The organism is Rheinheimera oceanensis (genome assembly GCF_018831085.1).
Taxonomy (GTDB): domain Bacteria; phylum Pseudomonadota; class Gammaproteobacteria; order Enterobacterales; family Alteromonadaceae; genus Alishewanella; species Alishewanella oceanensis.
Genome location: NZ_JAGPNM010000003.1, coordinates 211,592 through 237,967 on the forward strand (window position 1 = coordinate 211,592; position 26,376 = coordinate 237,967).

Genomic DNA, 26,376 nt, shown 5'->3' on the forward strand with positions numbered 1-26,376 from the left:
GCTTGGTCAGCAGCGGGCTTTTTAGTGGTATTAATGACTAGTGTTAACGATTAAAGCCGTTGCCGGATACTGGCAAGAATACCATCGCTGTCCAGCGCCAGTTCGGTATAAATTTCTTCCTGGCTACCATGTTTAATAAAGTGATCCGGCAAACCAAGGTTCAGACTTTGTACTGACAGCCGGGCTTTGGCAATAAACTCATTCACGGCCGAACCGGCCCCACCGGTGATGGCATTGTCTTCAACCGTTACCAGTAGCGTATGGCTTTGCGCCAATTCAGTTAACAATTTTTCATCCAACGGCTTTACAAAGCGCATATCTACCAACGTGGCGTTTAGCTGCTCTGCCACGTACTGACAGGCACTTAGCAACGGGCCAAATGCCAGTATAGCGGTATGCTCGCCCCGGCGTACCACTCTGGCTTTACCCAGCGGCAGCAATTGCATTTGTGGCTGCACATCAATACCGGTGCCACTGCCACGCGGATAACGCACCGCTGCCGGGCCATGATATTGATAGCCGGTGTACAGCATCTGGCGGCATTCGTTTTCGTCTGATGGTGCCATAATCACCATATTCGGAATACAGCGCATAAAGCTGATATCAAAGGCTCCCTGGTGGGTTGGGCCATCGGCACCAACTACGCCGGCACGGTCAACCGCGAACAGTACATCAAGGTTTTGCAGGGCAACATCATGGATCAATTGATCATAACCGCGTTGTAAAAAGCTGGAGTAAATAGCCACTACCGGCTTTAAACCCTCAATGGCCATACCTGCGGCCAGTGTTACCGCATGTTGCTCGGCTATGGCGACATCGAAATAGCGTTTGGGGTAGCTTTTAGAAAACCGGACTAAATCAGAGCCTTCACGCATAGCGGGTGTAATAGCCTGCAAGCGTTCATCCTGGGCGGCCATATCGCAAATCCAGTTGCCGAAGATATTCGAGAAACTCGGCCGGCCAGCCTTCTTTGCCGGCTGTTTTTGATCGTCCGGGTTAAATTTAGATACCGCATGATAGCCGATAGGATCGGCTTCTGCCGGTGCATAGCCTTTGCCTTTTTTCGTAACAATATGCAGCAGCTGCGGGCCCTTTAAATTACGCATATTGCGGATGGTATCTACCAGCCCCAGCACGTCATGGCCGTCAATTGGACCAATATAGTTAAAACCCAGCTCTTCAAAAAAGGTGCCAGGGGTAACCATACCTTTAAAATGCTCCTCTGCGCGGCTGGCCAGCTCATGTAATGGTGGCACACCGCTTAAAATCTTTTTGCCGCCTTCGCGCAGGCTGGTGTAAAAACTGCCGGATAAAATACGGGCAAAATACTGGTTTAAGGCGCCAACATTCTCTGAAATCGACATTTCATTATCATTCAGAATAACCAGCATGTCGGGGCGTACTTCTCCGGCATGGTTCAGCGCTTCAAATGCCATACCGGCCGTAATAGCTCCATCACCAATTACGGCGACAACTTTACGGTTGTTGCGCGCCTGCTGGGCGGCAATTGCCATACCCAGAGCAGCGCTGATTGACGTACTGGAATGACCGACAGATAACACGTCGTATTCGCTTTCTTCACGATACGGAAAAGGGTGCAAGCCATCTTTCTGACGGATGGTGTGCATACGCTCAGCCCGGCCGGTCAGAATTTTATGCGGATAAGCCTGATGGCCTACATCCCATATCAACCGGTCAAACGGGGTGTTATAGACATAATGCAGCGCTACGGTAAGCTCGACGGTGCCTAAACCAGAGGCAAAATGGCCACTGCTCTGGCTGACACTTTGCAATAAATAACTGCGCAACTCGTCACTGAGTGCGGGCAGTTTGTCTTGTGGCAGCTGACGCAGCTGCTCGGGTAAATTAGCCTTGGCTAATAACGGGTAATCGTTAATATCTAACGCCATAATCCATGCCTGTGTTAAAACCTGCGTTCGATAATATACTGCGCAAAGGCGCGTAGCTCATCAGTGTTATACGGTAAGCGAGCCAGAGCGTTCAGTGCATCCTGATATAATTGCTGTGCTTTGGCTTTGGCATTATCCAGCCCCAATAGTGCCGGATAGGTTGATTTGTTGGCCTTGGTGTCTGACCCCTGTGGCTTGCCAAGTGTGCTGGTGTCGCTTTCAATGTCGAGAATATCATCCTGCACCTGAAATGCCAGCCCTAAAGCCTGGGCAAATTGCACTAATGCATCGCGTTCGGCTAAATTTTGCTGTTTGCTGCACAGCCAGGCCAAATGTACCGCGCATTCAATCAGGGCACCGGTTTTTAGTCTGTGCATTTGTTCCAGTTGCGCCAGGCTGGTGTGCTGATTGGTTTGGGCTAAATCTATTGCCTGGCCACCACACATACCGCTATAGCCAGCAGCGCGCGATAACTGCTGCAGCATTTTTACAATGCTACTGCTATCCACCTGCTGGTACGGGTGTGTGCTTAACATTTCAAAAGCCAGGGTTTGTAAAGCATCACCTGCCAGTATGGCTGTGGCTTCATCAAACGCTTTATGGCAGGTAGGTTTGCCGCGGCGCAAGTCATCGTTATCCATCGCCGGTAAATCGTCATGAATAAGCGAGTAACTGTGCAAGGCTTCCAGCGCAGCAGCCGGGCCGTCTAAGTCATGCAGGCTGGCGCCAAGCAGTGTGCCGCAACTGTACACCAGAAAAGGCCTTACTCTTTTGCCTCCCAGCAATAAGCTGTAAGACATAGCAGACAATAGCCGCTGATCGGTAACAGTACGGCTGTTTAAATGTTGCTGTAAATGCTGTTCGACCCGCTGCTGATATACGGCTAAACGTTCAGGTTGCACCTTATTCTCCTGCAGGCGGCTCAAAGGGTAATAATGATTCCTGCTGTTGTTGCTGCATCAGGATCTGTACTTTTTGTTCTGCAGCTTGCAACAGCTGCTGGCTTTGCCGGGCCAGGGTAATACCGCGTTCAAATTGCTGCAGAGACTGATCCAGTGACAACTCGCCCTGCTCCAGTTGCTGCACAATAAGCTCAAGTTCAGACAAGGTTTGCTCGAACTGGCTTAAATCTGCTTTTTTCTTGCTCATACTACCCCCGGAAAAAGTGTGCGCAAAGGTACCTTAGCAGGCTATTATGGTCAATCATAAAGCGGATGTGAAAGGCTAAATTGATAATTTTACATAATTTATGCTTAATCATTCGGCGTGGTTGTCGATAAACAACTATCGTCTAAGATAAACTTGTACAGATGGCTGGTGCAGTAGTGTTGCAATTAAGGAGAGTAAAGTGGATTTAGCTACCCTTGTTGGTATGTTAGGTGCAATTGGTTTTATCGTAATGGCGATGATTTTGGGTAGCAGCGGTGCTCCGGGGATGTTCGCCGATACGGTATCTGTACTGATTGTCTTTGGTGGCTCTATTTTTGTGGTTATCTCTTAGTTTACGTTGACCCAGTTTTTTGGTTCGGGCAAAGCAGCTGTTAAAGCCTTTATGTTTAAAATTGAATCGCCCGAAGAGCTGATCGAAAAAGCTGTACAACTGGCTGACTCTGCACGTAAAGGCGGCTTTCTGGCGCTGGAAGAGGCTGAAATTCCTAATTCGTTTATGCAAAAAGGCGTCAATATGCTGGTTGACGGCCACGATGCCGATGTAGTGCGGGCCACTTTGTTAAAAGATATCAGCCTGACGGAAAAACGGCATGAATCCGCGATCGGCATTTTTAAAAGCCTGGGAGATGTCGCTCCGGCCATGGGGATGATAGGTACTCTGATAGGCCTGGTGGCGATGTTGTCGAATATGGATGATCCAAAAGCCATAGGGCCGGCTATGGCGGTAGCTTTGTTAACCACCTTGTACGGGGCTTTTATTGCCAACGTCATTGCAATACCTCTGGCCGATAAACTGGCGATCCGCAACCAGCAGGAAAAATTAAATAACCAACTGATCCTTGATGCTATTTTAGGCATTCAGGATGGCCAGAATCCAAAAGTGATAGAAGGCATACTGCGTAATTATTTAGCGCAGGGTAAACGTGAAGTGGCCCCGGCGGAGTAATGTATGAGTGAGCAAGCAGAACAGGAATGCAAATGTCCACCGCCTGGTTTACCGCAGTATATGGGTACTTTTGCTGATTTAATGGCATTGCTAATGTGCTTTTTTGTGCTGCTGCTGGCATTTTCAGAAATGGATGTACTGAAGTTTAAGCAAATTGCCGGCTCAATGAAGTTTGCTTTTGGCGTGCAAAATAAAATTGAAGTGGAAGATATTCCTAAAGGCACCAGCGTGATTGCAATGGAGTTTCGCCCGGGGCGCCCTGATCCTACGCCTATTGAAACCCTGCAACAACAAACTATTGAAATTACTCAGCAGGTCATTGAATTTCAGGCCGGTGAGGAAGATTCAGCCGGTGGGCGGCAAGAGCAGCGTGAAGACTTAAGTGGCGGCCAGTCGGTCAGTAATGCTGAAGAAGTTATGGATGGTGAAACTGCTGCGGCAACAGCCGAAGCACAAGAGGCACAGGAACAAACCAATGAAATGGTGAAAAAGCTTGCCGAGCAACTGCAGCAACAAATTATTGATGGCGCCATAGAGCTGGAATCTCTGGGGCAGCAAATTATTATCCGTATTCGTGAAAACGGCTCATTCCCGTCGGGCTCGTCTTTTTTACAACCCAGATTTAAGCCGATAGTGCAGCGTATAGGCACTTTGCTAAATGAGGTACCCGGCGAAATTACGGTTACCGGCCACACTGATAATATTCAGGTGTCTGACGAATTGCACAGTAACAACTGGGATTTATCGGCCAAGCGGGCTGTATCAGTTGCTACTGAAATGATAAAAGCAACCGGTTTTGACCGTACCCGTTTAGTGGTAGTGGGACATGCCGACACCAAGCCATTGGTGCCCAATGACACTGAACAGGGACGGCGGCGTAACCGCAGGGTAGAAATTGCCATTATGCAGGGTAAAGCCAAAGAGTCAGATCCGATAAGCCTGGAACCTCCCAGCCAGCAATTGCCTTAATTACCTCCTCAGTAGTGCGCAGATTAGGTCTTTCTGTACAGATCCGCTATAATCTGCGCCACTTTTTTTCTGCTTAACTATGCTGTCAGATGATCGAATTTCTTATCAAATTGCACCCCGAAATCGCTATAAAAAGCAAATCAGTACGTAAACGCCAAACACTGTTATTGGAGCGTAATATCAAAACAATCTTGCTACGTACCGATAGCAATATTGAGGTGAATAATAATTACGATCACCTGACAATCCGCTCTTTTACTGATGATGTTGCCATTCATCAGCAATTGATCGACCGGCTGAGTTGTATACCGGGCATAGTGCATTTTTCAGAAATGCAATCCAGCACCTTCAGTTCTTTACATGATATTTTTGAGCAGGTTGCAGAGGTTTATGCCGGGCAATTACATAATAAAACATTCTGTGTACGGGTACGCCGTGCCGGTAAGCACGATTTTTCGTCAATTGAGGCTGAACGCTACATAGGCGGTGGCTTAAATCAGCAGGTAGAATCGGCCCGGGTCAAACTGAATAAGCCTGACTTGGTTGTTGCACTTGAAGTCAGAAAAGATCAGCTGATTATGGTGCGTAAACAGCACCAGGGGATGGGCGGTTTTCCATTGCCGTCGCAGTCAGATGTGCTGTCATTGATCTCCGGTGGCTATGATTCTGCTGTTGCCAGTTACCTGATGATCCGCAAAGGCTTGCGCACTCATTACCTGTTTTTTAACCTTGGTGGCGCAGCACATGAGGCCGGTGTGCGTGAAATGGCGTTTCATATCTGGCAAAAATACAGCCTGTCTCACAAAGTAAAGTTTGTCAGTGTTAACTTTGCTCCGGTGGTGGATCAGATTTTAGAAACTATCGACAATGGTTTAATGGGCGTAGTACTTAAGCGCATGATGATGCGGGCCGCCAGCGAAGTTGCTGAAAACCTGGGTATTAAGGCGATAGTTACCGGTGAAAGTATTGGCCAGGTATCCAGCCAGACCATTACCAATTTAAATGTGATAGACCGGGTTACTGATATGCTGATCCTGCGGCCACTGATATATCAGGATAAGCAGGAAATTATCGATATGTGCCGCAAAATTGGCGCAGAAGATATTGCTAAAAGTATGCCGGAATACTGTGGTGTAATATCGAAAAAGCCTACCGTGAATGCAGTGCTGTCAGAAGTGTTGGCCAACGAGCAAAAGTTTGATTTCACCGTGCTGGAGCAGGCGGTAAAAGCGGCGAAAGTGCTGGATATCCGTACGATAGATTATCAGGCTGAACAGCAGGCTCATGTTGTTACTGAACTGGCACAGTTGCCGGCAGATGCAGTAGTGCTGGATATTCGCAGCCCGGAAGAAACTGATATTAAACCGCTGACAGTTGACGGACATAACGTGGTTGAACTGCCGTTTTTCCGTCTGGCATCGCAGTTTACCAACCTTGATCAGAGTAAACATTACTATTTTTACTGTGAGCGCGGCGTAATGAGCCGCTTGCAAGCCGTGGTATTGCAGGAACAGGGCTTTAATAACGTATCGGTATACCGGCCTTAATATTATGCACGGTGCTGCAATTGCAGCACCTGCTGCGTCAGTTCTATGTTGTACGGCACGTCTATGTTATAGAGTGCGGCCTGGGTAACGATATAGCCATTGATGGCGTCTATTTCGGTACGGCGTCTGTGTGCGATATCCTGTTGCATTGACGAGAAATTAGCCGCTGTACTTTGAATAACTTGCTGCACTTTTTCCAGTATTTGAGCGTATTGCAGCGGATAACCGGCCGCAGCTGCTACCTGGCAAACTTCTGTCAGGATCTGGCTTATCTGCGGTTGATACTGCTCTTTTGCCAGCTCGCCATTACTGCAGTTATTTAATGCTGTCAGCGGGTTAATTACTGCATTAATTGCCAGCTTGTGCCATAAAAATGGCAGAATATTGTCTGTTAGCGTAACAGGACCAAGGGCGATATCCATCGCCTGCTGCACGGCTAAAAGCTGGTTTTTTGCCGCCGGGTTTAACGGCGCCAGTACACTCTGGCCTTGCCCGGTATGGTGCACAGTAGCGCCTTGCTTTAGTGCACCATGCGTAGTGGTAAGAAACCACAAGCCTTGTGCCGGGCTAAGCAAAGGTAAAATATGCTCTGTGGCGGCCATACCATTATGGCTAAGCACCAGTTGGGCATCAGCTGCCAGGGCGGGTAATAAAGCCTGTACCGCAGCGGGCACAGCATAGCTTTTTACCGGAATTAATACGGCTGTAATGGGCGCAGTAGCGCAGGCAAAATGAAGGGGTTGCTGATTAAAGCAGATATCAACCGGTGCAGGTTGTCGTAACCACAGTTGTACCGGCCAGCCTGCCAGTTTAAAGCGGCTGGCAGCCAGTAAGCCTATGGCGCCCTGGCCGACAACCGTCCAGCTTAACGCTGGTTGCGGGGGCGAATTTTGTGCCACAGGGCCCGCACCAGATAAAAACTGAGTACACCGGCAAGATCTGCCAGCAAATCCCACCAGTCGCCGTTACGACGGGTAAAGTAATGCTGTGCCAGTTCAATCGCGCCACCGTATGCACCCAGCAATATAAAGGCCAGCCAGGGGCCGAGTTTAAAACCTTTCCACAGCAAGGCACTTAAGATGGCAAAAATACCAAAATGCGCCACTTTATCTAAATGGGCTATGCCGCCACCAATCCGATGGCCGCTTAATTCAGCTAAAAAGCTGGCTGTAGCAGCGACAAAACAGAAAACACACAACCAACGATAAAAAGTTTGTGACACAAAGATCCCCCAGGCATTTATGGCACTCGGATTGTAGCAGTTTTCTGGTTATAATCACCAGCAGACAGAATGGCTTATGATTAGGAGAAGGTGCATGCCCTCATTTGATATCGTTTCAGAAATTGATATGAATCAGGCGAAGAACGCCGTAGAGAACGCCAAACGGGAACTTGAGACCCGCTTTGATTTTCGTGGCGTTAACGCCAAAATTGAGCTGAACAAAGAGCAAATTGAGCTGACCGCTGAAGCCGACCAGCAAGTGATGCAGCTGTTTGATATTTTTGCCACTAAAGCCAGTAAGTTGCAGCTGGATGTCAGTAGTTTCAAGATTGAAAAAGAAGAGCGTCACGGCAAATTTATCACCCGTCATGTCAGTATCAAGCAGGGTATTGATAAAGAGATGGCAAAAAAAATCGTTAAGCTGGTTAAGGATAGCAATATTAAGGTGCAGGTAGCGATCCAGGGTGAAGAGCTGCGGGTAACCGGTAAAAAGCGTGACGATTTGCAGGCCGTTATGCAATTGGTGCGCACCAGCGAGCTGGGCCAGCCGTTCCAGTTTAAAAACTTCCGCGACTAATATTTGGCCATCCAGCCATCTGTTGACATTTTGCCTTGATGGCGTAAACTGCACGCGGCTCCGACAGGGAGCCGCTTTTTCTGGTGCTGCAGGCAACTGCAGGTAAACGGGAATCTGGTGTTAATCCAGAGCTGCCCCCGCAACGGTAAACAACTGAGCTGTGTTCAATGCCACTGTCTGAAGATGGGAAGGCGAGCACAGGCGCAAGCAGGTTGTCAGCCCGGAGACCGGCCGGAAAAAAACCTTCAACATTATTAAATGTGCGGTGGGCACATTTTCGGAGCCTATATGTTTAAACCTGCTTTTGCGGCTGTGCTGGTCGCATCTTGCTGCTCTGCTGCAGCTAACACTACTGAACACACTAATATTGAGCATATCAGTATTTACGCTAACCGCACTGCAACACCACAACAAGACGTGCTGGCCAGTATAACAGTGCTGGAGCGTGACGATATCGTAGCGCGCCAGGCTAATGATTTACCCGCCTTACTGGCGCAACTGCCGGGTATTAATCTTTCCCGCGATGGCGGCCGCGGTCAAAATAGCAGTGTTTATATCCGTGGCGGTAATACCGGCCATACGCTGGTCATTATTGACGGCGTGCGCAGTGGCTCAGCTACGCTGGGTTATAAAACATTGTCAATGTTACCGCTAGAACTGATCGAACGAATTGAAGTTGTGCGTGGCCCACGGGCTGCATGGTATGGCTCGGATGCGCTATCCGGTGTGATTGCTATTACTACCCGGCGTAGTAGTGCGGTAGAGCTAAACGCTAACGTTGGCAGTGACGGCCAAGCGGGTACTGATATCAGTTTAAGCCACGCTGTCGATCAACTGACTTTACGCGCAACAGCAGGTGTCAGCCGTGCTGACGGCTACAACGTGCAGCCGGCACAAGATCAGGATCGGGATGGCTATAATCAGAAATTTGTTAAAGTGGCGGCTGACTATCAGACAGCGCTTGGCTTATGGAGCGCTCAGGCAGATGTTAACTCAGGTTTTTATCAGTTTGATACTGATTTCGGAAATGAAGATGAAGCTGATACCTTAAGCCGGGCTTACTTGTTGGGTTGGCAACATCAGTTGGGGCAATGGCAACATCAGGCACAACTGAGCCGTAATCTCGACAGTGATACAACTTTCGGCCCTGATTCACGCAGCCCTTTTGTTACTGAACGCGACGAGTTTAACTATCAGGCAGCTACCGATATAACAGACGCACTAAGTTTTGTTGGTGGAGTAAACTGGTATCATGAGCAAGTTGATCAATCAGCGACTGCATACGAAGAAACCAGCCGCATTAACCGCGCTATATTCGCAGGTTTCAACTATCAGTACAGCGCGTTACAGCTGGAAGCTGCAGTACGCCGCGATCTGGTTAATCAGTATGGTGGGCAAAATACCTGGCAACTGGCGGCAGGTTATCAGTTGGCAGAGCATTGGCTAATACGTGCAAGTCGCGGCAGCGCATTTAAACTACCTACGTTTAACGAGCTGTATTACCCTGATTTCGCTAACCCTGATCTGCAGCCACAAGAGTCGATATCAGATGAAGTGGCGCTGGTTTACCAAGGGGATGCGCTGACAGCAGAACTGGCATGGTTTGATCGTGATGTGACTAACTTGATTCAGGGGGTTCAGCAGGCAGAAAATGTGTTGCTGGCAACCGTGCAGGGCATTGAGTTCACTATTAAACAACAGTGGCGGCAGTATAGCAGCCAGTTTAGTTATACCTGGCTGGATACGGAAAACCAAACCAGCGGTAAGAAACTGGAGCGCAGGCCAGAAAATACTGTGAATTGGCGCGGTAGCTATGATGCCGATAAATGGTCAGCATTTGTTACAGCTGATTATCAAAGCGCTACCTATCAGGGAGCAGATTGGCTAACAGGTGAAGATCGCCCTTATGCCCCAGCTCATACTTTGTGGGGCGTAGGTGCCAGTTATACGTTGTCACCGGCATTAACTCTACGTGCCAAGGTTGATAACCTGTTTGATAAAGACTATTACACCAGCCATGGTTATGCCACTCAAGGCACTAACTTCGGCCTTAGTATTAGCTATACACCGCAGTAAATGCAGTTATCAGAAAAGCGTGCCCCGGCACGCTTTTTCAGTTTGGCTTGAGTAACTTAGTATAGTTTTGCCGGAACTTAGCCATTTTCGGCGCCACAATAAACTGGCAATAGCCTTGCTCAGGGTGTTGCAGAAAATAGCCCTGATGATACTCCTCGGCCACGTAAAACGGGCCAGCCGGGCTAACTTCTGTGACAATACGCTGCGTAAATACGCCGGTACGCTCCAGCTCTGCCATTACGCCGCGCACCAGTTGTAACTGTTCATCATTATGGTAAAACACCACGGATCTGTACTGAGTGCCAACATCATTACCCTGACGGTTTAACTGAGTAGGATCATGCAAACTGAAGAAAATCAGACAGAGTTGCTCAAAACTTATAATATTGCTTTCAAATTGCACCTGCACTACTTCAGCATGGCCGGTATCGCCGCGGCATACCTGCTCGTAGGTAGGAAAACTGCTCTCACCGCCCATATAACCACTTAAAGCCTGAATAACGCCGCTAAGCTGGTTCATTGCGGCCTCTAAGCACCAAAAACAGCCTGCACCAAAAGTTGCCGTTTGCATTGCCATATCATCTCTCCTGTGGCCCGGTACTTGTAGCCCAATACTGAATGTATCCTAACATTAGCGTCTGCACCAGTTTATACCGGCAATACGCCATAGCCTTGTATAGCGATCATAATGGTTAGTTAGCGGGTGTTAATTCAGGGGGGGTACCGCATGATTATCTTTGGTTGAGCTGAGTTGTTTTAACCAGTGTGCCACAGGCGCCGGTTTGGCAAAAAAGTAGCCTTGCATTTGCTTGCAGCCCAGTTTAATTAAAAAGCGGCGCTGAATATCGGTTTCAACACCCTCGATTACCAGCTTTAGCTGCAGCGCCGCGGCCAGTTGGATCACCGATTGTACCAGCCTGACCTGTACCGGGTTACTTGGTACTTCTTTAAGGAAACTTCTGTCAAGTTTTATTTTATTTACCGGTAGTTTGCTTAGCATGCTTAATGACGCCTGGCCGGTACCAAAATCGTCCAGAGCGATGCTAAAACCGAGTTTTTTCAGCGCGTGTATTTTGTCAAACAGCGGCTGCTTATGGCTGATAATACTGTTTTCTGTCAGCTCCAGTGTAAGCTGGTTAAGTAGATCAGGTTGGTGGGTAGCAACGTCAATTAAAGCATTGTAAAACGAATGTACCAGTAAATCTGAACCGGCCAGATTAATCGCCACCGGATAGTTAAGGGCTATTGCTTTGAACTGCTGCACTATATTGATAGCCTGATTAAGCACCTTTAACGATACCTCGCCAATCATACCGTACAGTTCTGCCAGCCTTATAATCGTCTCTGGCGCGACAAAACTACCATCAGCGCGGGGCCAACGTAATAAAGCTTCAAAGCTTTGTATAGTGCCATCCGGTGTTACTTTGGGCTGCAGCCATAACGCAAGTTCATCTTTGTGTAAGGCTTGTTTTAAATCGGCCAGCAGTTGCAAATCAAGGTTACGTTGTTGCAAATAGTCGGCCTGATAGTAAGCAACCGGGCAGTTATAAGCATCGGCCAGTTCAAGTGCCGACTCACATTGCTCCAACATTTCCTCAGGGCTAAAGTGGTTTGAGGTTGCGATGCTTACCCCAATTTCATACATCGGTTTTATGCTGCCAACCGACAGTATCAGCTCCGCAGGCAACAGGCTGCGCAACTGTGCTACCTGATCACTAACTGAGCTGCTGCTGTTAAGTAAATCTGTCCACAGTACAAATTTTACCCCTCTTAAGCGGCCAAATATTACTTGCTCTGGCAGAGCATTTTGCAGTTGTTGGGCAAAGGTAGTTAATAGCTCATCGCCAGCCTGATAACTGTTTTGATGGTTAAAGGCTTTGACGTGGCATAACCTGAGAATAAGCATCAGCCCTGCTACGGTGCTTTCCCGCTGCTTATGGATCAGGTGTAATAAAAAACCGGCGTTAGGTAATGATGTCAGGTTATCGTAGTTATACCACAACTCATGCTGCTGCTCGCTGGCGGCCAGCTTTTTATGCATTTGCTTTAACGGGGTAATATCGTCCAGTTGCAGTAAATGGTGCTGCTGTTGTGTGCTGCAAAGATGGTTCAGTAACAAATGTTTGTTGCTGTCTGCCAGCAACTGGCATTCAGTATCATGCCCGATCCAGAATGCTGTTTTGTCGTGTGCTGCGGTGCTTATAACTTCGGTTAAATGTCTGTGCTCGGCGTTTGTCAGTGCCAGCATCTGCTGCGCTTTGGCATTAGCTTTTAGAATCTGCCCCTCAGCAGTAACCAACAGTGTAGCTTTATTCTGGTGGTTAAAAATATCCTGATACAGCTGATTGCTTTGCAGAATGTTAGCATTTTGTGCCTTTAGCGCAGCGGCATTACGGTTTAGTGTGCTAAGCATGCGCATAATCGTTAGCGGAATACACAGATTAAAAAACAAAAACAGTAAACTGTGCAGGTAAGTAGGTGTTGCTGGCAAGGTAATTGAAAAGTTAAACAAATTTATCGGTGTCGTACTGTATAGAAGAAATAAAAACGGCAGCACATTTATTGCCATTACCAATAGCGTTACCGTGCGGTTAAAAAACAGCAATGCAATAAGCGGGGCGGTATAAACAAAAATAACCCCCAGCTTTGACAGTTCAAAATCATCAATAAAAAACAGCATACAAAGCCCGGCAGCAAACACGGTAAATAACAAAATAACCCGGCTGATAGCTAAATGATGGGTGGAAAAATAGAGTGCCAGCAATAAGATAGCGTAAAAACTAGTTGTTATGGCGATGGTGTACCAGGCTCCGGCCTGATATGCCTGCCAAGAGCTGTGCAGCACTATAGTTAACACCAGTAACAAGCCTGAAGTCAGAATAATACGCAGAGTACTTTGTTGTAAAACGGTTGTAGACGGCGAATTAAGGTGTGTTTCAGTTAATAACAGTAGCTGCTTTATACGGCTTAACATGAATTATCCACTAAATTAGGCTTGGGGTCCGTCTGTTTTCAAAGCGGAAAATACGCAATAGCAATTAACGTCCTGTTAAATGACAGCCTAGCGTAAACAAATACCTGTATCGGGACAATAGCAAAGTGAAAACTGTTTTAAACAGTGTATAAAAATGTATATAAGTTGGGCAAATAAAGACGGTAAATACTGCTGCAAGTACTTAAATAAAAATAAGGTTAGCCTTGTCGAATTTACCGGTTGTTATCCGATTATAAGCAGGCAGCCTGCCAGGCTGTATTGTTGGCTATTATTCATAGCTATTATCTGTAACAACTATTCACAACTGCTACCCGGAGAAACAGCATGAGCCGAATGATATTTGTTAACCTGCCGGTAAAAGATTTAAAAACCTCAATGGCGTTTTATACCGCACTGGGTTTTACCAACAACCCGCACTTTACTGACGACACCGCCGCTTGTATGGTTTGGAGCAAAGCAATAAACGTTATGCTGTTAACCCACGATAAGTGGCGCCAGTTTACTAACCGGCCTATTCCGGCAACAACCTCAAGCGAGGTAATGCTGGCGTTGTCGTGCGACAGCCGCGAAGCCGTTGATGCTATGAATAATGCTGCAAAGCAAGGCGGTACAGCAGATATTAACCCGGTTCAGGATTTAGGCTTTATGTATAGCCGTGCCTTAACCGATCCGGACGGCCATATCTGGGAACCGTTCTGGATGGACCCAGCTGCTATTCCGGGCGAATAAACGTGTTTATCAGGTAACTATTGCACGATCAGAACAACCTAACAAAGAGGCCATGATGTTTAAAGACGTACTAATTTTGGGTTTAAAGCATTAGAGCTTAAGCAGTGGTGGTGTCAGAACCTGATGTTGACGCGCTGATTAAACAGCGTTTTTTTGGCACAGGAAGCCGTGGCGGCTGATAACCCGGTTTTACCCGGCTTTAATGTTTTAGAATGACGTACAGCGCATGGATAATGCCGGGTATAAAGCCAAACAGCGTTAGCAAAATGCTAAGCCAGAAATGACCTTTCAGGCCTACTTCAAGGAAAACCCCCAGCGGTGGCAGGATTATTGCGAAAATAATTTTAATCGGATCGGTTGCGGTAACTGCCATAACAGGCTCCTTAGATAGTAAGTCAGATGCTTTGCTTGCCCGGCTCTCTGTGCTTTGTTTAAAGCAAGCACTATCTATGCCGTTTGTAATAAAGTGGTGTGGCACAGCCTTATCGGAGCGACAGTATTGCTCTGCGGGACCTTTCCTGGCTTGATTTTCGCCATTGTCGCTGTAGGGAAGTTTAGCAAACATTACTTGACCTGGTTACTCTGTGGCGGGAGGGCTAAGCGCATAATTTATAGCGTAGTGTGCAAACTTTACCGGTATCTAAATAAATATTTCACTGCAGCGAAAAACAACAAGCCGGTCAACAGACCGGCTTGGGATGGTGAGACAGCCAAAGGCTATCAGGCTTTGCTGGCAGCAATATATTCGTCTACCAGTTGCTCTAATACATCCAGCGGCACTGCGCCGTTTTTCAGCACCACATCGTGGAACTGGCGGATATCAAACTTATCGCCCAGCTCAGTTTTAGCTTTTTCACGTAGTTCGATAATTTTGATCATACCAATTTTGTAAGCGGTGGCCTGGGCGGGCATAACGATATAGCGCTCTATGGCTTTTTCTGCCGCAGTTTGTGTATTGGGTGTGTTATCCAGCAGGTATTGTATCGCCTGTTCGCGGCTCCACTTTTTGGCATGAATACCGGTGTCTACCACTAAACGGCAGGCGCGCCACAGTTCCATTGCTAAACGGCCAAAATCTGAGTAGGGATCCTGATACAGGCCGATTTCTTTGGGCAGTAATTCGGTATATAAACCCCAGCCTTCAATATAGGCGGTGTAGCTACCAAAACGGCGGAACTTGGGCATGTCTTCCAGTTCCTGTGCTATGGCCAGTTGCATATGGTGGCCCGGTATACCTTCATGGTAAGCAAGTGCTTCCAACTCGTATTTGGGCATATCGCTCATGCGGTACAGGTTGGCGTAATAAATACCGGGACGGCTACCGTCCATCGACGGTCGCTGGTAAAACGCTTTACCGGCGCTTTGCTCACGAAACGCCTCAACAGCTTTTACTATCATGTCGGCTTTGGGTTTTACTAAAAACAGCTCGTCCAGCCGGGTGCGCATATTGTCGATAACGGCAGTAGCCTCAGCCAGGTAGGCCGCTTTGCCCTCTTCAGTATCCGGGTAGTAAAACTGTGGATCGGTTTGCATAAACCGGAAAAAGGCTTTTAAGTCACCGTTAAAGCCGGTTTTTTGCATAATAGCCTGCATTTCTGCATGAATGCGGGCTACTTCATCCAGACCAATCTGGTGTATTTCATCGGCTGTTAAATTGGTGGTAGTAATGCGTTTTAGCTCATCATTGTAAAATGCTGCGCCATCTTTAAACCGCCATACGCCGTCAACGGTACCGGCTTGTTGTTCCAGCGTATTTAAATAGCGGATTAAGCTGGTATAGGCCGGTTTAACACTGGTTAACAGCGCGACTTTGGCTTCATCCATCAACAATTTTTTCGCGTGATCATCAATGTTAAGCTGGCTGAGCTTTTTACTGAAATCGGCCAGTAAGGTACTGTCGGCACCGGTATCAAACGGTGCGCCTTTAATAACATTTTCACTGGCTGACAGCACCAGTGGAAACACAAATTTGGGTGGAATAATGCCAATCTCAGCACGTTTTTGCAGTTGCTCCTGCAGCTGATTAAACAACTCAGGTACGGCATTTAACCGGGCGATATAAGCTTTAGCATCACTTTCGCTGCTAATACTGTGTTGGTTGATCAACACCGATGGCACCTGCGAGTGTGTACCAAACATCTGGTTAACCGGGTAGCTGTACAGCCGCCACTTGGCCTCATCCAGGGTTTGCTGCAGGTTTTGTTGCATCAGCAGATAACTGATACGGGTGCTGTCGTCCAGTTTGCTGACATCAATAGCTTTTAACATGGTTAAATGCTGTTGGGTAAGGGCGATGTCTGCCTCGAAGTGGGCATCGGATAAATTCTGCCATTTATCGTAGTCATCTTTAATGCCTAGCCGGGTTTGCCGCAGCGGATCGCGCCGTACTTCGTCCATAAATATTTGTTCAAACAGGGCATTGGCTTTATCTGATTCAGATGGTGTTACCACTGCTGATGGTGCATTGCTGTGCTGCGGGCTCTGGTTTTGCTGCGGGCCACAGCCTGCCAGTAAAGCGGCTGTGATGGCAAGTGGCAGCAAGGCTTTGCGGGTAAAGGCGGTTTTCATACTGGTTCCTGTCTTATTGTTAGAGTAATGGTTTTATTCTACGCAACTGGCCGCAGATGAAAAGACAATGTATCGCAACAACAAGTTAATCAGACCTGGAGCACGCCCTAGATAAACAAAGTGAGTAAATCGTTCAGGTAGCGTGCGCCTTTCTCGGTAACCTGCCAGTGCGTGGCATTAACACTGAGCAGGCCTTTTTGCTCGGCATCGCGAATAGCGCTGGCAACTGTGCTAAGTGGTAAGCCGGTGTAAGCGGTAAAATCGGCTACCGGGCAGGGCTCCAGCAGGCGAAAGCGGTTCATAAAAAACTCAAACGGCCGGTCATCTGCTTCAACCTGCTCACGGCTGTCCATATAGCCACGGCTGATATCCATATAGCCTTTTGGATGCTTAATTTTCACAGTACGCAAAATAGCATTACGTGACGGCAGGGTAATTTTGCCGTGCGCACCACAGCCTATGCCTAAGTAGTCGCCGTAGCGCCAGTAGTTCAGGTTATGCTTGCACTGATGGCCGGGTTTGCTATAGGCCGAAATTTCATACTGCTGATAACCATGTTGCTGCAACAGCGCCAGGCCCTGCTGCTGAATGTCCCATAGGGTATCATCGGGTGGCAGTACCGGCGGGCGTGAGGCAAAGGCTGTATTAGGCTCAATGGTTAGCTGATACCATGACAAATGCGGCGGAGCCAAGTCTATCGCTTGTTGTAAATCGGCCAGCGCGCCGCTGACGTCCTGCTGTGGCAGGCCGTGCATTAAATCGAGGTTAAAGCTGTCAAGGGGCAGGTTTTGCGCCAGCTGTGCCGCCCGTATGGCTTCGCTGCTATCGTGAATACGGCCCAACGCTTTTAATTGCGCGGTTTGAAAGCTTTGCACACCAATAGAAAACCGTGTTACGCCTGCCTGCACATAACCGGCAAAACGCTCGGCCTCTACCGTGCCGGGGTTGGCTTCCATGGTTACTTCCATATTGGCATCGCAGTTTAATCGCTGTTTTACGCCGGTTAAAATCTGGCTAATGCCTGCAGCAGAAAATACGCTGGGCGTGCCACCGCCAATAAAAATACTACTTAGGCTACGCCCGGTTACTAAGGGTAAGTCTTGCTCTAAGTCGGCCAGCAGATGGGCAATATACTCCTGCTCAGGAATACCTTGTTTTACCGCGTGCGAGTTAAAGTCGCAGTAGGGGCATTTTTGAATGCACCAGGGAATATGAATATACAGTGCCAGCGGCGGTAACTGCAGCGCCACTTTTAGTTCGCCCGTAGCTGGTTAAGTAGTTGCGCCAGTGCTTTACCACGATGGCTAAGCTGTTGTTTACGTTCGCGGCTTAGCTCTGCACTGGTACAGCCTTCGGAGGCAATATAAAACACCGGGTCGTAGCCAAAGCCGCCATTGCCCGATGCAGCCAGCGTAATTTCACCGTGCCATATGCCATGGCATACCAGTGGCGTGGGATCTTCAGCATGGCGTAAATATACCAGCACACAATGAAACTGCGCTGTGCGCTGTGCCGGCGGCACATTCTGCAATGCATTAAGCAATTTAGTGATATTAGCGGCATCAGTGGCTGCTTCACCGGCGTAGCGCGCCGAGTATATGCCGGGTGCGCCGCCGAGTGCGTCAACCGACAGGCCTGAGTCATCGGCTATAGCCGGTAAACCGGTAGCCAAAGCGGCATGGCGGGCTTTTAAAATAGCATTTTCAATAAAGGTCAGGCCGGTTTCGTCGGCATCGGTTACGCCAAGTTCAGTTTGTGGCACTATCTGATAGTGGTGCGGTGCCAGCATTTGCGACAGTTCTGCTACTTTGCCTTTATTGCCGGTAGCCAGCACAATTTTTTGTGTCATCGGAAACTCTTCTTAATCTACGTAAAAGGTCTGGTCGAACTGTAGTAACTGCGATTCATTGCCACTGGCTACGGTAATAGCAAAGCTAAAACGCTGTTCGTTATAAAAGGGTAACTGCGCCAGATAATATACTGCATTACCTTCTGCCACTTCGGTAAATTCCAGTTTGCGCTGGCGGCCCTGTAAATCTTTGGCAGTGCCGCTTAGCGCCACTTTTTGCGCTTGCTGGCTGGTTTTATCCAGTACCGATATATTAATAACCGCATTATATTTACTGCGTTGCAGCCGGTATTGCAGGGCTATTTCCGGTGTTAGCAACGGAGCAGGAAAGGCAATGTAGTGTACGTCCCAGTTACCCAGTTGTTTTTTTTGTTCGGCCACCGCGCTAAAGCTAATGGCAATGCCCAACAACAGGGCGATAATAATGCGCTTCATGGTTCACCTCGGTATTGGCACAGGGTATTAAGTATAGTGGTTTAAGCGGTTGTCAGCTGGTTTTTCACCAGCTCTGGTAGCTGATTAGGCGCCATTATCAGTATTGTTTTATGCCGCCCGGTCTCACCTTTTTCAATCACTACCTGCGATTTGGCTACGGCAAAGCTCTTAGCCAGAAACTTCTGCAAATGGGCATTGGCTTTGCCATCTACCGGCGGTGCTGTAATGGCAACTTTAATTTCGTCGCCATAAAGCTCTACCCAGGCGTCGCGGCTGGCTTTGGGCTGAATATACAGTTTTAACCGTATATCCGCCCCGCACCGTGTTACTGCAATCAAAAGCCCGGGAACCAGTTACTAAACAGGATGTTTAAAAATTGCAGGCCAATCAGCACAACCAGCACTGATAAATCCAGCCCGCCAAGTGGCGGTAAAATACTGCGCACAGGGCGTAATAATGGCTCGGTTAGCTGGTGCATAACATATTCAACCGGGCTGCGGCCCTGGCTAAACCAGCTAAGCAGAGCGCGGATCACTAAAATCCAGAACAGTAAGGTAAGCATTTCTTTTATCAGAAACACAACTGACAACACTAAACTGGGGGCCAAGGCTATCTGGCCAATCTGAATAAGCTGCAACACCAGCAATTTTACCAGCATAATGCTGTATGCCAGCAGCAGTGTTGCGGTATCCAGCCGGCCCAGGCTGGGAATAACCCGGCGTAGCGGTAATACCAGCGGGTTGGTGGCTTTTACCACAAACTGGCTGAACGGGTTGTAAAAGTCGGCACGTACCAGTTGTAACCACAGGCGTAATATCATGACCATCAGGTACAGGCTAAACGCAGTATCAATCAGAAATAGCACAGCTTGCATCAGGCTCTCCGCATCTTAAATTATAACAACGATGAAAATTACAAACTCTGCGCCATTTCCTGCGCCCGTTTTATGGCGGCATACATGGCATCTGAAACCATTTTTTCAAGGCCCTGGTTGGCAAAAGTGGTTACTGCTTCGTGCGTTGTGCCACCTTTTGATGTGACCTGTGCACGCAAATCAGCGAAGCTGAGATCGCTGTTCAGTGCCATGGTTGCCGCGCCCAGCGCGGTTTGCGCTACCATTTGTTTGGCTTGTGCTGCGTCAAAACCCAATTGCTCTGCCACTTGCTGCATGGCCTGCATAAAGAAGAAGAAATATGCCGGTGAGCTGCCGGTAACGGCAATAACATGATCTATCTGTGCTTCATTGTCTAACCAGACATTCATGCCGGTGCCACTGAACATATGATCAACAAAGGCTTTTTCATAGTTAGAGCAGCCCTGTGGCAGCAAGCCGGTAACGCCCAATCCTACCAGTGACGGCGTATTCGGCATAGCGCGCACCAGACGGATATTACCCAGCCACTGCTGATAGCGCGCTACGGTAATACCGGCAGCCAGAGTAACAAACAGTTTTTCGGTTATCTCCGGTGCGGCATTGATGAGTGTTTCACACAATTCCTGCATCATCTGTGGTTTAACGGCCAGCACAATAACATCGGCTTTGGTTACCGCTTCAATGTTATCCAGGGTGGTTTGAATGCCAAAATCGGCGGCCAGCGCCGTGAGTTTAGGCTGGCTGCGGTTGGCGGCAATAATGTTTTGGGCCGGATAACCTGCGCGCACCATGGCAGCGATAACGCAGCGGGCCATATTGCCAGCGCCGATAAAGGCGACAGTATTGTCATTCATCTGTGTAGTCATTCCTTGTGATAATCTCTTGCGCCAAAAATTGCGGTGCCTAATCGTATCATAGTTGCGCCGTATCGCAGAGCCAAAGGCCAGTCATCCGACATACCGATAGATAATTCATCTGCCAGCGGGTAGTGTTGCTGTAATATTTTTGACAGTTGCGCCATGGCCGCAAAGGCCGGTTCGCTCATGCCCGGTGCCGGTATGGCCATTAACCCTTTTAACTGCAGCTGTGGCAGGGCGCTTACACCGGCTGCTAATGGCAGCATATCTGCCGCCGCAATACCGGCTTTGCTGGGTTCATTACTGATATTAATCTGTAGCAGCACTTTAAGTGGCCCGAGCGTTGCCGGGCGCTGCGCAGCTAAACGCTCAGCAATTTTAAGCCGGTCGATACTGTGTACCCAGTGCGCGGTTTCGGCTACCAGCCTGGTTTTATTTGACTGCAACGGGCCGATAAAATGCCAGGTAATGTCCGGATAATTGCTTAATTGTGCTACTTTTTCGGCTAATTCCTGCGGGTAGTTTTCTGCAAACTGGCGCTGTCCGGCCTGATAGGCGGCAACGATTGCAGATACCGGCTTGATTTTACTTACCGCCAGCAGTTGCGGCGTGAATTTTGTTGCTGGTAAAGCCTGCAATTTTTCCGTCAGGTTCTGATAGGCGCGGTTAAGTTGTTCTGCTATGTTATTCATAAAGATTGGCAACGTAGAGTATAAATTGTCATGGATATTACCGAATTATTAGCCTTTAGTGTGCAACATAAAGCGTCAGACTTACACCTTTCCGCCGGTGTGCCGCCGTTGATACGGGTTGACGGTGATGTGCGCAAGCTGAATATTCCGCCGCTGACTCATAAAGACGTGCATGCACTGGTGTACGAGATTATGACTGACAAGCAGCGCAAAGAATACGAAGAACACCTCGAAGCCGATTTTTCTTTTGAGGTGCCCAACCTGGCCAGGTTCCGGGTTAACGCCTTTGTGCAAAACCGTGGCGCGGCGGCGGTATTTCGTACTATACCCAGTGAGGTGTTAACACTGGATGATTTAGGTGCGCCGGAGATCTTTAAAACCATTGCTGAAAACCCGCGTGGGCTGGTGTTGGTTACCGGGCCGACAGGTTCAGGTAAAAGTACTACCCTGGCGGCGATGATTGACTACATTAACACCATGCGCCATGACCATATACTGACAATAGAAGACCCGATTGAATTTGTGCACAACAACAAATCCAGCCTGATTAACCAGCGTGAAGTACACCGCGATACCCATAGTTTCAGCAATGCTTTGCGCTCAGCGCTGCGTGAAGACCCCGATGTAATACTGGTAGGTGAATTACGCGACCTGGAAACGATTCGTCTGGCGATGACAGCTGCTGAAACCGGCCATTTGGTGTTTGGTACTTTGCATACCACTTCAGCGCCCAAGACGATTGACCGTATTATTGACGTCTTTCCCGGCGAAGAAAAAGACATGGTGCGCTCGATGTTGTCAGAGTCACTGCGCGCGGTTATTTCACAAACTCTGTTAAAAAAGGTGGGCGGTGGCCGTATAGCGGCGCACGAGATCATGGTTGGATTACCGGCTATTCGTAATCTTATCCGCGAAGATAAAATTGCCCAGATGTATTCGGTAATACAAACCGGCGCAGCCCATGGTATGCAAACCATGGATCAATGTCTGGTTAATCTGGTAAACCGGGGGTTGGTATCGCAAAAAGATGCTGCGGCCAAAGCGCAGGACAAAAACACCTTTGGTGCCATGGGCAGGATATAAACACTTATGCAGCTAATTGATTTTCTGGAAAAAATGGTAGCTGTTAAAGCATCGGATATGTTTGTTACCGCCGGTATGCCGGTAGCAGCAAAGATAAACGGTGAAATGACGCCTATTGATGAAACACCATTGACGGATGCCGCGTCATTAAAGCTGGTGCTATCGGCTATGAATGACAAGCAGCAGCAGGAGTTTATGAGCAGCAAAGAGTGCAACTTTGCTATTGCCAACGAGGCGGGCCGGTTTCGGGTGTCAGCGTTCTGGCAACGCGACTGTGCTGGCATGGTAGTACGGCGTATTATTACTAAAATTCCTAATGTGGACGATTTAGGCCTGCCGCCGATCATGAAAGAGGTGATCATGTCCAAACGCGGCCTGGTACTGTTTGTCGGCGGTACCGGTACCGGTAAATCGACGTCGCTGGCGGCTTTGCTGGGGTACCGTAATCGCAATGCCAAGGGCCATATTCTGACGATAGAAGACCCGATTGAATTTGTGCACGAGCACCATAAAAGTTTAATTACCCAGCGCGAAGTGGGTATTGATACGGAGTCATTTGAGGCGGCACTGAAAAGCTCGTTACGTCAGGCACCGGATGTGATTTTAATTGGTGAAATCCGCAGCCAGGACACAATGGAATATGCTCTGTCGTTTGCGGAAACCGGCCATTTATGTATTGCCACCCTGCACGCCAACAATGCCAACCAGGCAATTGACCGTATTATGCATCTGGTGCCCAAAGAGATGCACCAAAAGTTACTGTTTGATTTGTCATTAAATCTGCGCGGTATCGTTGCGCAGCAGCTTATACCTACTGCCGATGGCCATGGCAGGCTGGCCGCCATTGAGGTATTGCTGAATTCGCCGTTAATTGCCGATTTAATTGCCCGTGGTGAAATGGGCGAAATTAAAGCGGTAATGACAAAATCACGCGAGTTGGGAATGCAAACCTTTGATCAGGCGCTGTACGATTTATATCAGCGTGGCCAAATTACTTATGCTGACGCTATTCACCATGCCGATTCGCCAAACGACTTACGCCTGATGATTAAACTGCGCAGTGGCGACACTAAAGGCGCAGGGTTCCTGTCTGGTGTAACCATAGAGGGTTTTGAAAATAAAGATAATTAACCAGCCGATGTCACATTGAGGTTGCTATGGCTATTGCACAGATCATGACACACCGCAGCAAACTGGTTACCACTATGGCCGATGCCAGCCTGGCCTCGTTACGTGATGTCTTTTCCAGAGCGGGTTTTCAGCATGTGCCGGTGGTGGATCACACCAACCGCCTTGTTGGTATCGTGTCGGTAAAAGACTATTTTCGTGAGCTCAGCCCGGTAATGGATTCCGCCAGTGATCCGGCAATCGGCCTGTTTATCCGCTCGCGCAAAGTGCATCAGGTGATGGTAAGCCCGGTTATTACCGTTAGCGAAACCACAGGTGTAAAGCAGGCTGCCGCTTTACTGTTACAACACAATATCAGTTGTTTACCGGTAACTGACGAATATAAGCATTTACTTGGCCTGGTATCGTGGAAGGATATTATGCGCGCCGCCCTACACAGGCCAGCCATTTAGCTGTTAACCGGCGCGTTGATAGCGCTTGTGCAAAATAGCCACCCGTTCAACATAGGCCTGAGTTTCGGCAAAAGGCGGAATGCCGTTATAACGGCGCACATTACTGCTACCGGCATTGTAAGCTGCCAGTGCCAGCGGTAACTCACCGTTATGCTGTTTTAATAACTGGGCCAGATAACGGCTGCCGGCAGCAATATTGTGTTCCGGCACACTGGCATCGCTTATGCCAAGCTGCCTGGCGGTACCTGGCATCAGTTGCATTAAGCCTACCGCGCCTTTAGATGATATTGCTGACGGGCGAAAAGAGGATTCGGCATGAATAACCGCACGGATAAGGGCAGGATCAAGCTGATGTTCTGCTGCGGCTCTGGCAATAAACTGATCAAAGGGCCGGGTATACAGAGGTACGGTGTGCCAGTTAACTTTGGAACCGGGATCGCAGGCAAAGCAGTCAAACCGCACCACCTGATAAGGCAGGTTTAGCGGCTGACGATCCGAAAACAGTGCTGTGCCATCGCTTTTTACCGATTTATATACTGCAATAGTAGGGTAGGCTTTTGTCTGTGCTTGCGGCAATGTTGTATTGTTGCTGTCTGGCGAAAGCTTAAGCTGCTTTTTTTCCGTTGTCTGCGGCTCAGCCGTCAGCATCAGGCTACAGCTTAAAACAAACACAGCAATGGCAGTACCGGCAGATGACAAAGCTACATCCATGTATAAATTCAGCGGACTGAAAGTAAAGCACTAAGCCGGTAAAAGCTCAAGCCATACCGGCTTATAAAAGTTTCAACGACTTTTATCCCGGTGTAACTGGCGGTTAATCCAAAACAGTACCGCAGCCACAATAACAACCACTACCGGCACACTGATACTTTGCCATTGTTTGGTATTTAGCTGTGGCAGCCAGTAACTCAGTGCATCAATGGCTTTGTCACTAAGCTGCACGGCATAGTAACTGATGGCTACCAGCGATAAACCCTCAACCATTTGCTGCATATTCAGCTGCAGTTTGGCCCGTTTGTCCATAGACGCCAGCAGTTGCTGGTTTTGTTGCTCCAGTTTTAAATTAATCCGCGTACGCAACAGCTCAGTAGATCGGCCTAAACGGCCAGATAAGGCATGCTGGCGGTATGCTACCGATTCACTGGTACGAAATGCCGGTGTTAAGCGCCGCTCGGTAAAATCCTGCAATGACAACAAGCCTTCTATCGGGGTTTCGTTCAGGCTTCTGATCCGGTCCAGCGTTAGCTGGTAATAGGCGGCAGTGGCTTGCAAACGCGAGCTGGTTTCGGCAATCAGATGTTCAGTTTGGGCTGCCATGGTGGTAATTTCGTTAAGTAAATGCTCATCGTCACTCAGGCGCAGCTCTATGCGTTGGGTAATATCCGACAAGCGTTGTTCCAGCATATTTAGCTTGCTAAGTGCCTGGCGCGATTGTGGCCAGCCCAGCAGTGATAATTTGCGGTAATTACCAAGATCAAACAACTGTTGCACTAAACGCCCCAGCGCTGCGGGGCTTAAGCCCTGATCCAGCAATAACATGCGGCCGGCACCTTCGGCATGTTTTTGAAAGTCGGTCCAGATACGGGCTTTTTGCCCGGCCAGCATACTGCTGATGCAATTGTCCGGGTTAAATAACTGGTTGGTGTCGGCATGGCTTTTTAGCTGTGCCGGTGTGATAACGCTTAGCTGAACCACACGGAAAATCTGGCCCGGAATATTATCCAGCCAGTTCTTCGTGGGCAGAAAATCCAGTGGATCATCAAATAGCTGCTTTTCGCTGCCATTTTGAATAAAGATATAGCTGGAAAACTCGCCATGTTTTTCAAACCGCAGGCTGCCGCCAAACAATGGCAGGTTAATGTCATGGTCGGTTTCACTAAAATGGCTGCCTTGCGCTGTGGCCAGTTGTTGCATAAAGCTAAGTTCGCTGCTACGCGAGGCCGGCGATACCGTTAGCATAAACTGGCACAGCCGGCTTGGCGCCGTTAGCGCCGGAAAAGTACGCTGCTGCAATTCTTTATCCAGTACATCACGCAGAGGATGGCTGCGGTTATGTAGTCCGGTCATAATAATGCTCCTGAAGCTGAAGGCACAAAACATGAATGAGCACAAATACCGTTAGCTTAAGCAAAGCAGCTAATGTGCCAAATGCTTGCTTAATAGCAATATGTGCCTAAATGATTGCTGCAAAATGATATTTTCTTTACGTATTGGTGTAATTCCACAGCAGGTTATGCCGGATAACGCTGTGTTTGCCCTGAAATAACGCAACCGCGGCGTAATTCAGTGCGCACTCA

26 protein-coding genes, 1 pseudogene and 1 riboswitch are annotated in these 26,376 nt (G+C 48.4%); of the genes and pseudogenes, 9 read left to right on the forward strand and 18 right to left on the reverse strand.

Annotated elements, in window-relative coordinates; all coding sequences use genetic code 11:
- Nucleotides 1-50: 50 nt before the first annotated feature.
- Genes dxs through xseB form a run of 3 tightly spaced genes read right to left on the reverse strand, consistent with a single transcriptional unit; the run spans nt 51 to nt 3,059 of the window.
- Complete coding sequence (gene dxs, locus J3B89_RS09110; RefSeq protein WP_215397224.1) at nt 51-1,910, reverse strand: 1-deoxy-D-xylulose-5-phosphate synthase; 1,860 nt, start codon at nt 1,908-1,910, stop codon at nt 51-53.
- A 14-nt stretch (nt 1,911-1,924) separates the two neighbouring features.
- Nucleotides 1,925-2,812 carry a (2E,6E)-farnesyl diphosphate synthase gene (ispA, locus tag J3B89_RS09115; protein WP_215397225.1) on the reverse strand — a complete coding sequence of 296 codons (888 nt, stop codon included), beginning with the start codon at nt 2,810-2,812 and terminating at the stop codon, nt 1,925-1,927.
- Nucleotide 2,813: 1 nt separating this feature from the next.
- Nucleotides 2,814-3,059: an exodeoxyribonuclease VII small subunit gene (gene xseB, locus J3B89_RS09120; RefSeq protein WP_215397226.1), complete on the reverse strand. Its 246-nt coding sequence runs from the start codon at nt 3,057-3,059 to the stop codon at nt 2,814-2,816.
- 199 nt (nt 3,060-3,258) lie between these two features.
- On the opposite strand from xseB, the pseudogene pomA reads away from it, so the two are divergent.
- The 3 genes and pseudogenes from pomA to thiI all read left to right on the forward strand — a co-directional run bounded on the left by pomA (nt 3,259) and on the right by thiI (nt 6,542).
- A pseudogene (gene pomA, locus J3B89_RS09125) lies at nt 3,259-4,026 on the forward strand (flagellar motor protein PomA).
- Nucleotides 4,027-4,029: 3 nt separating this feature from the next.
- Nucleotides 4,030-4,995 carry a flagellar motor protein MotB gene (locus tag J3B89_RS09130; RefSeq protein WP_215397228.1) on the forward strand — a complete coding sequence of 322 codons (966 nt, stop codon included), beginning with the start codon at nt 4,030-4,032 and terminating at the stop codon, nt 4,993-4,995.
- 89 nt (nt 4,996-5,084) lie between these two features.
- Entirely contained in the window at nt 5,085-6,542 is a 1,458-nt protein-coding gene (gene thiI, locus J3B89_RS09135; protein ID WP_215397229.1) for a tRNA uracil 4-sulfurtransferase ThiI, read from the forward strand.
- Between the two features lie 2 nt (nt 6,543-6,544).
- Here thiI and J3B89_RS09140 read toward each other — a convergent pair whose 3' ends face one another.
- Together J3B89_RS09140 and J3B89_RS09145 are read right to left on the reverse strand one after the other, a co-directional pair.
- Nucleotides 6,545-7,441, reverse strand: coding sequence for a ketopantoate reductase family protein (locus J3B89_RS09140; RefSeq protein ID WP_215397230.1), 897 nt, complete (start codon nt 7,439-7,441; stop codon nt 6,545-6,547).
- Nucleotides 7,408-7,764, reverse strand: a complete 357-nt coding sequence (locus tag J3B89_RS09145; protein WP_215397231.1) for a VanZ family protein — start codon at nt 7,762-7,764, stop codon at nt 7,408-7,410. The genes J3B89_RS09140 and J3B89_RS09145 overlap by 34 nt, the downstream gene beginning before the upstream one ends.
- 94 nt (nt 7,765-7,858) lie before the next feature.
- Between J3B89_RS09145 and J3B89_RS09150 the strand changes: the two genes are divergently transcribed.
- Both J3B89_RS09150 and J3B89_RS09155 read left to right on the forward strand, forming a co-directional pair.
- Nucleotides 7,859-8,341: a YajQ family cyclic di-GMP-binding protein gene (locus tag J3B89_RS09150; protein WP_215397232.1), complete on the forward strand. Its 483-nt coding sequence runs from the start codon at nt 7,859-7,861 to the stop codon at nt 8,339-8,341.
- A gap of 64 nt (nt 8,342-8,405) precedes the next feature.
- Nucleotides 8,406-8,591, forward strand: a riboswitch (cobalamin riboswitch).
- 38 nt (nt 8,592-8,629) lie between these two features.
- Nucleotides 8,630-10,417 carry a TonB-dependent receptor domain-containing protein gene (locus tag J3B89_RS09155; RefSeq protein ID WP_215397233.1) on the forward strand — a complete coding sequence of 596 codons (1,788 nt, stop codon included), beginning with the start codon at nt 8,630-8,632 and terminating at the stop codon, nt 10,415-10,417.
- Between the two features lie 37 nt (nt 10,418-10,454).
- On the opposite strand, the gene msrA is transcribed toward J3B89_RS09155, so the two are convergent.
- Both msrA and J3B89_RS09165 read right to left on the reverse strand, forming a co-directional pair.
- On the reverse strand, nt 10,455-10,994 hold the full coding sequence (gene msrA, locus J3B89_RS09160) for a peptide-methionine (S)-S-oxide reductase MsrA (protein WP_215397234.1): 540 nt from the start codon (nt 10,992-10,994) through the stop codon (nt 10,455-10,457).
- Nucleotides 10,995-11,123: 129 nt separating this feature from the next.
- Nucleotides 11,124-13,391 (reverse strand): GGDEF domain-containing phosphodiesterase, encoded by a 2,268-nt coding sequence (locus tag J3B89_RS09165; RefSeq protein WP_215397235.1) that lies wholly within the window; start codon nt 13,389-13,391, stop codon nt 11,124-11,126.
- Nucleotides 13,392-13,736: 345 nt separating this feature from the next.
- On the opposite strand from J3B89_RS09165, the gene J3B89_RS09170 reads away from it, so the two are divergent.
- Nucleotides 13,737-14,141: a VOC family protein gene (locus tag J3B89_RS09170; RefSeq protein WP_215397236.1), complete on the forward strand. Its 405-nt coding sequence runs from the start codon at nt 13,737-13,739 to the stop codon at nt 14,139-14,141.
- 199 nt (nt 14,142-14,340) lie between these two features.
- Here the strand turns inward: J3B89_RS09170 and J3B89_RS09175 are convergent, their stop codons facing one another.
- From J3B89_RS09175 to J3B89_RS09215, 9 genes are all read right to left on the reverse strand, one after another.
- Complete coding sequence (locus tag J3B89_RS09175; protein WP_092791688.1) at nt 14,341-14,514, reverse strand: YqaE/Pmp3 family membrane protein; 174 nt, start codon at nt 14,512-14,514, stop codon at nt 14,341-14,343.
- A gap of 347 nt (nt 14,515-14,861) precedes the next feature.
- The gene (locus J3B89_RS09180) at nt 14,862-16,709 is read right to left on the reverse strand and encodes a DUF885 domain-containing protein (protein WP_215397237.1); all 1,848 of its coding nucleotides are present in this window, start codon (nt 16,707-16,709) and stop codon (nt 14,862-14,864) included.
- A gap of 107 nt (nt 16,710-16,816) precedes the next feature.
- On the reverse strand, nt 16,817-17,959 hold the full coding sequence (gene hemW / locus J3B89_RS09185) for a radical SAM family heme chaperone HemW (protein WP_215397238.1): 1,143 nt from the start codon (nt 17,957-17,959) through the stop codon (nt 16,817-16,819).
- A 2-nt stretch (nt 17,960-17,961) separates the two neighbouring features.
- A complete protein-coding gene (gene rdgB, locus J3B89_RS09190; RefSeq protein WP_215397239.1) occupies nt 17,962-18,558 on the reverse strand; it encodes an RdgB/HAM1 family non-canonical purine NTP pyrophosphatase in 597 nt (198 codons plus the stop codon).
- A gap of 12 nt (nt 18,559-18,570) precedes the next feature.
- Nucleotides 18,571-18,993: a DUF4426 domain-containing protein gene (locus tag J3B89_RS09195; RefSeq protein WP_215397240.1), complete on the reverse strand. Its 423-nt coding sequence runs from the start codon at nt 18,991-18,993 to the stop codon at nt 18,571-18,573.
- Nucleotides 18,994-19,034: 41 nt separating this feature from the next.
- The gene (gene yggU / locus J3B89_RS09200) at nt 19,035-19,331 is read right to left on the reverse strand and encodes a DUF167 family protein YggU (RefSeq protein WP_215397241.1); all 297 of its coding nucleotides are present in this window, start codon (nt 19,329-19,331) and stop codon (nt 19,035-19,037) included.
- Nucleotides 19,328-19,867: a YggT family protein gene (locus tag J3B89_RS09205; protein WP_215397242.1), complete on the reverse strand. Its 540-nt coding sequence runs from the start codon at nt 19,865-19,867 to the stop codon at nt 19,328-19,330. The genes yggU and J3B89_RS09205 overlap by 4 nt, the downstream gene beginning before the upstream one ends.
- A 38-nt stretch (nt 19,868-19,905) precedes the next feature.
- Nucleotides 19,906-20,721 carry a pyrroline-5-carboxylate reductase gene (gene proC, locus J3B89_RS09210; protein WP_215397243.1) on the reverse strand — a complete coding sequence of 272 codons (816 nt, stop codon included), beginning with the start codon at nt 20,719-20,721 and terminating at the stop codon, nt 19,906-19,908.
- A gap of 8 nt (nt 20,722-20,729) precedes the next feature.
- Complete coding sequence (locus J3B89_RS09215; protein WP_215397244.1) at nt 20,730-21,416, reverse strand: YggS family pyridoxal phosphate-dependent enzyme; 687 nt, start codon at nt 21,414-21,416, stop codon at nt 20,730-20,732.
- Between the two features lie 30 nt (nt 21,417-21,446).
- Here J3B89_RS09215 and J3B89_RS09220 point away from each other — a divergent pair, with 30 nt between their 5' ends.
- Genes J3B89_RS09220 through J3B89_RS09230 form a run of 3 tightly spaced genes read left to right on the forward strand, consistent with a single transcriptional unit; the run spans nt 21,447 to nt 24,079 of the window.
- On the forward strand, nt 21,447-22,499 hold the full coding sequence (locus tag J3B89_RS09220; RefSeq protein ID WP_215397245.1) for a type IV pilus twitching motility protein PilT: 1,053 nt from the start codon (nt 21,447-21,449) through the stop codon (nt 22,497-22,499).
- A 6-nt stretch (nt 22,500-22,505) separates the two neighbouring features.
- Nucleotides 22,506-23,630, forward strand: a complete 1,125-nt coding sequence (locus tag J3B89_RS09225) for a PilT/PilU family type 4a pilus ATPase (protein WP_215397246.1) — start codon at nt 22,506-22,508, stop codon at nt 23,628-23,630.
- 26 nt (nt 23,631-23,656) lie between these two features.
- Nucleotides 23,657-24,079 carry a CBS domain-containing protein gene (locus tag J3B89_RS09230; RefSeq protein WP_215397247.1) on the forward strand — a complete coding sequence of 141 codons (423 nt, stop codon included), beginning with the start codon at nt 23,657-23,659 and terminating at the stop codon, nt 24,077-24,079.
- A gap of 3 nt (nt 24,080-24,082) precedes the next feature.
- Here the strand turns inward: J3B89_RS09230 and J3B89_RS09235 are convergent, their stop codons facing one another.
- A complete protein-coding gene (locus tag J3B89_RS09235; protein ID WP_251372321.1) occupies nt 24,083-24,790 on the reverse strand; it encodes a lytic transglycosylase domain-containing protein in 708 nt (235 codons plus the stop codon).
- Nucleotides 24,791-24,862: 72 nt separating this feature from the next.
- Nucleotides 24,863-26,146 carry a DUF3422 family protein gene (locus J3B89_RS09240; RefSeq protein WP_215397248.1) on the reverse strand — a complete coding sequence of 428 codons (1,284 nt, stop codon included), beginning with the start codon at nt 26,144-26,146 and terminating at the stop codon, nt 24,863-24,865.
- Nucleotides 26,147-26,376 lie beyond the last annotated feature (230 nt).

What these genes read in the sequence shown, in the direction of transcription:
- dxs (WP_215397224.1), bottom strand. Translation starts at nt 1,910, where the DNA reads ATGGCGTTAGATATTAACGATTACCCGTTATTAGCCAAGGCTAATTTA.
- xseB (WP_215397226.1), bottom strand. Translation starts at nt 3,059, where the DNA reads ATGAGCAAGAAAAAAGCAGATTTAAGCCAGTTCGAGCAAACCTTGTCT.
- J3B89_RS09130 (WP_215397228.1), top strand. Translation starts at nt 4,030, where the DNA reads ATGAGTGAGCAAGCAGAACAGGAATGCAAATGTCCACCGCCTGGTTTA.
- thiI (WP_215397229.1), top strand. Translation starts at nt 5,085, where the DNA reads ATGATCGAATTTCTTATCAAATTGCACCCCGAAATCGCTATAAAAAGC.
- J3B89_RS09150 (WP_215397232.1), top strand. Translation starts at nt 7,859, where the DNA reads ATGCCCTCATTTGATATCGTTTCAGAAATTGATATGAATCAGGCGAAG.
- J3B89_RS09155 (WP_215397233.1), top strand. Translation starts at nt 8,630, where the DNA reads ATGTTTAAACCTGCTTTTGCGGCTGTGCTGGTCGCATCTTGCTGCTCT.
- msrA (WP_215397234.1), bottom strand. Translation starts at nt 10,994, where the DNA reads ATGGCAATGCAAACGGCAACTTTTGGTGCAGGCTGTTTTTGGTGCTTA.
- J3B89_RS09165 (WP_215397235.1), bottom strand. Translation starts at nt 13,391, where the DNA reads ATGTTAAGCCGTATAAAGCAGCTACTGTTATTAACTGAAACACACCTT.
- J3B89_RS09170 (WP_215397236.1), top strand. Translation starts at nt 13,737, where the DNA reads ATGAGCCGAATGATATTTGTTAACCTGCCGGTAAAAGATTTAAAAACC.
- J3B89_RS09175 (WP_092791688.1), bottom strand. Translation starts at nt 14,514, where the DNA reads ATGGCAGTTACCGCAACCGATCCGATTAAAATTATTTTCGCAATAATC.
- J3B89_RS09180 (WP_215397237.1), bottom strand. Translation starts at nt 16,709, where the DNA reads ATGAAAACCGCCTTTACCCGCAAAGCCTTGCTGCCACTTGCCATCACA.
- rdgB (WP_215397239.1), bottom strand. Translation starts at nt 18,558, where the DNA reads ATGACACAAAAAATTGTGCTGGCTACCGGCAATAAAGGCAAAGTAGCA.
- J3B89_RS09195 (WP_215397240.1), bottom strand. Translation starts at nt 18,993, where the DNA reads ATGAAGCGCATTATTATCGCCCTGTTGTTGGGCATTGCCATTAGCTTT.
- J3B89_RS09205 (WP_215397242.1), bottom strand. Translation starts at nt 19,867, where the DNA reads ATGCAAGCTGTGCTATTTCTGATTGATACTGCGTTTAGCCTGTACCTG.
- proC (WP_215397243.1), bottom strand. Translation starts at nt 20,721, where the DNA reads ATGAATGACAATACTGTCGCCTTTATCGGCGCTGGCAATATGGCCCGC.
- J3B89_RS09215 (WP_215397244.1), bottom strand. Translation starts at nt 21,416, where the DNA reads ATGAATAACATAGCAGAACAACTTAACCGCGCCTATCAGAACCTGACG.
- J3B89_RS09220 (WP_215397245.1), top strand. Translation starts at nt 21,447, where the DNA reads ATGGATATTACCGAATTATTAGCCTTTAGTGTGCAACATAAAGCGTCA.
- J3B89_RS09225 (WP_215397246.1), top strand. Translation starts at nt 22,506, where the DNA reads ATGCAGCTAATTGATTTTCTGGAAAAAATGGTAGCTGTTAAAGCATCG.
- J3B89_RS09230 (WP_215397247.1), top strand. Translation starts at nt 23,657, where the DNA reads ATGGCTATTGCACAGATCATGACACACCGCAGCAAACTGGTTACCACT.
- J3B89_RS09235 (WP_251372321.1), bottom strand. Translation starts at nt 24,790, where the DNA reads ATGGATGTAGCTTTGTCATCTGCCGGTACTGCCATTGCTGTGTTTGTT.
- J3B89_RS09240 (WP_215397248.1), bottom strand. Translation starts at nt 26,146, where the DNA reads ATGACCGGACTACATAACCGCAGCCATCCTCTGCGTGATGTACTGGAT.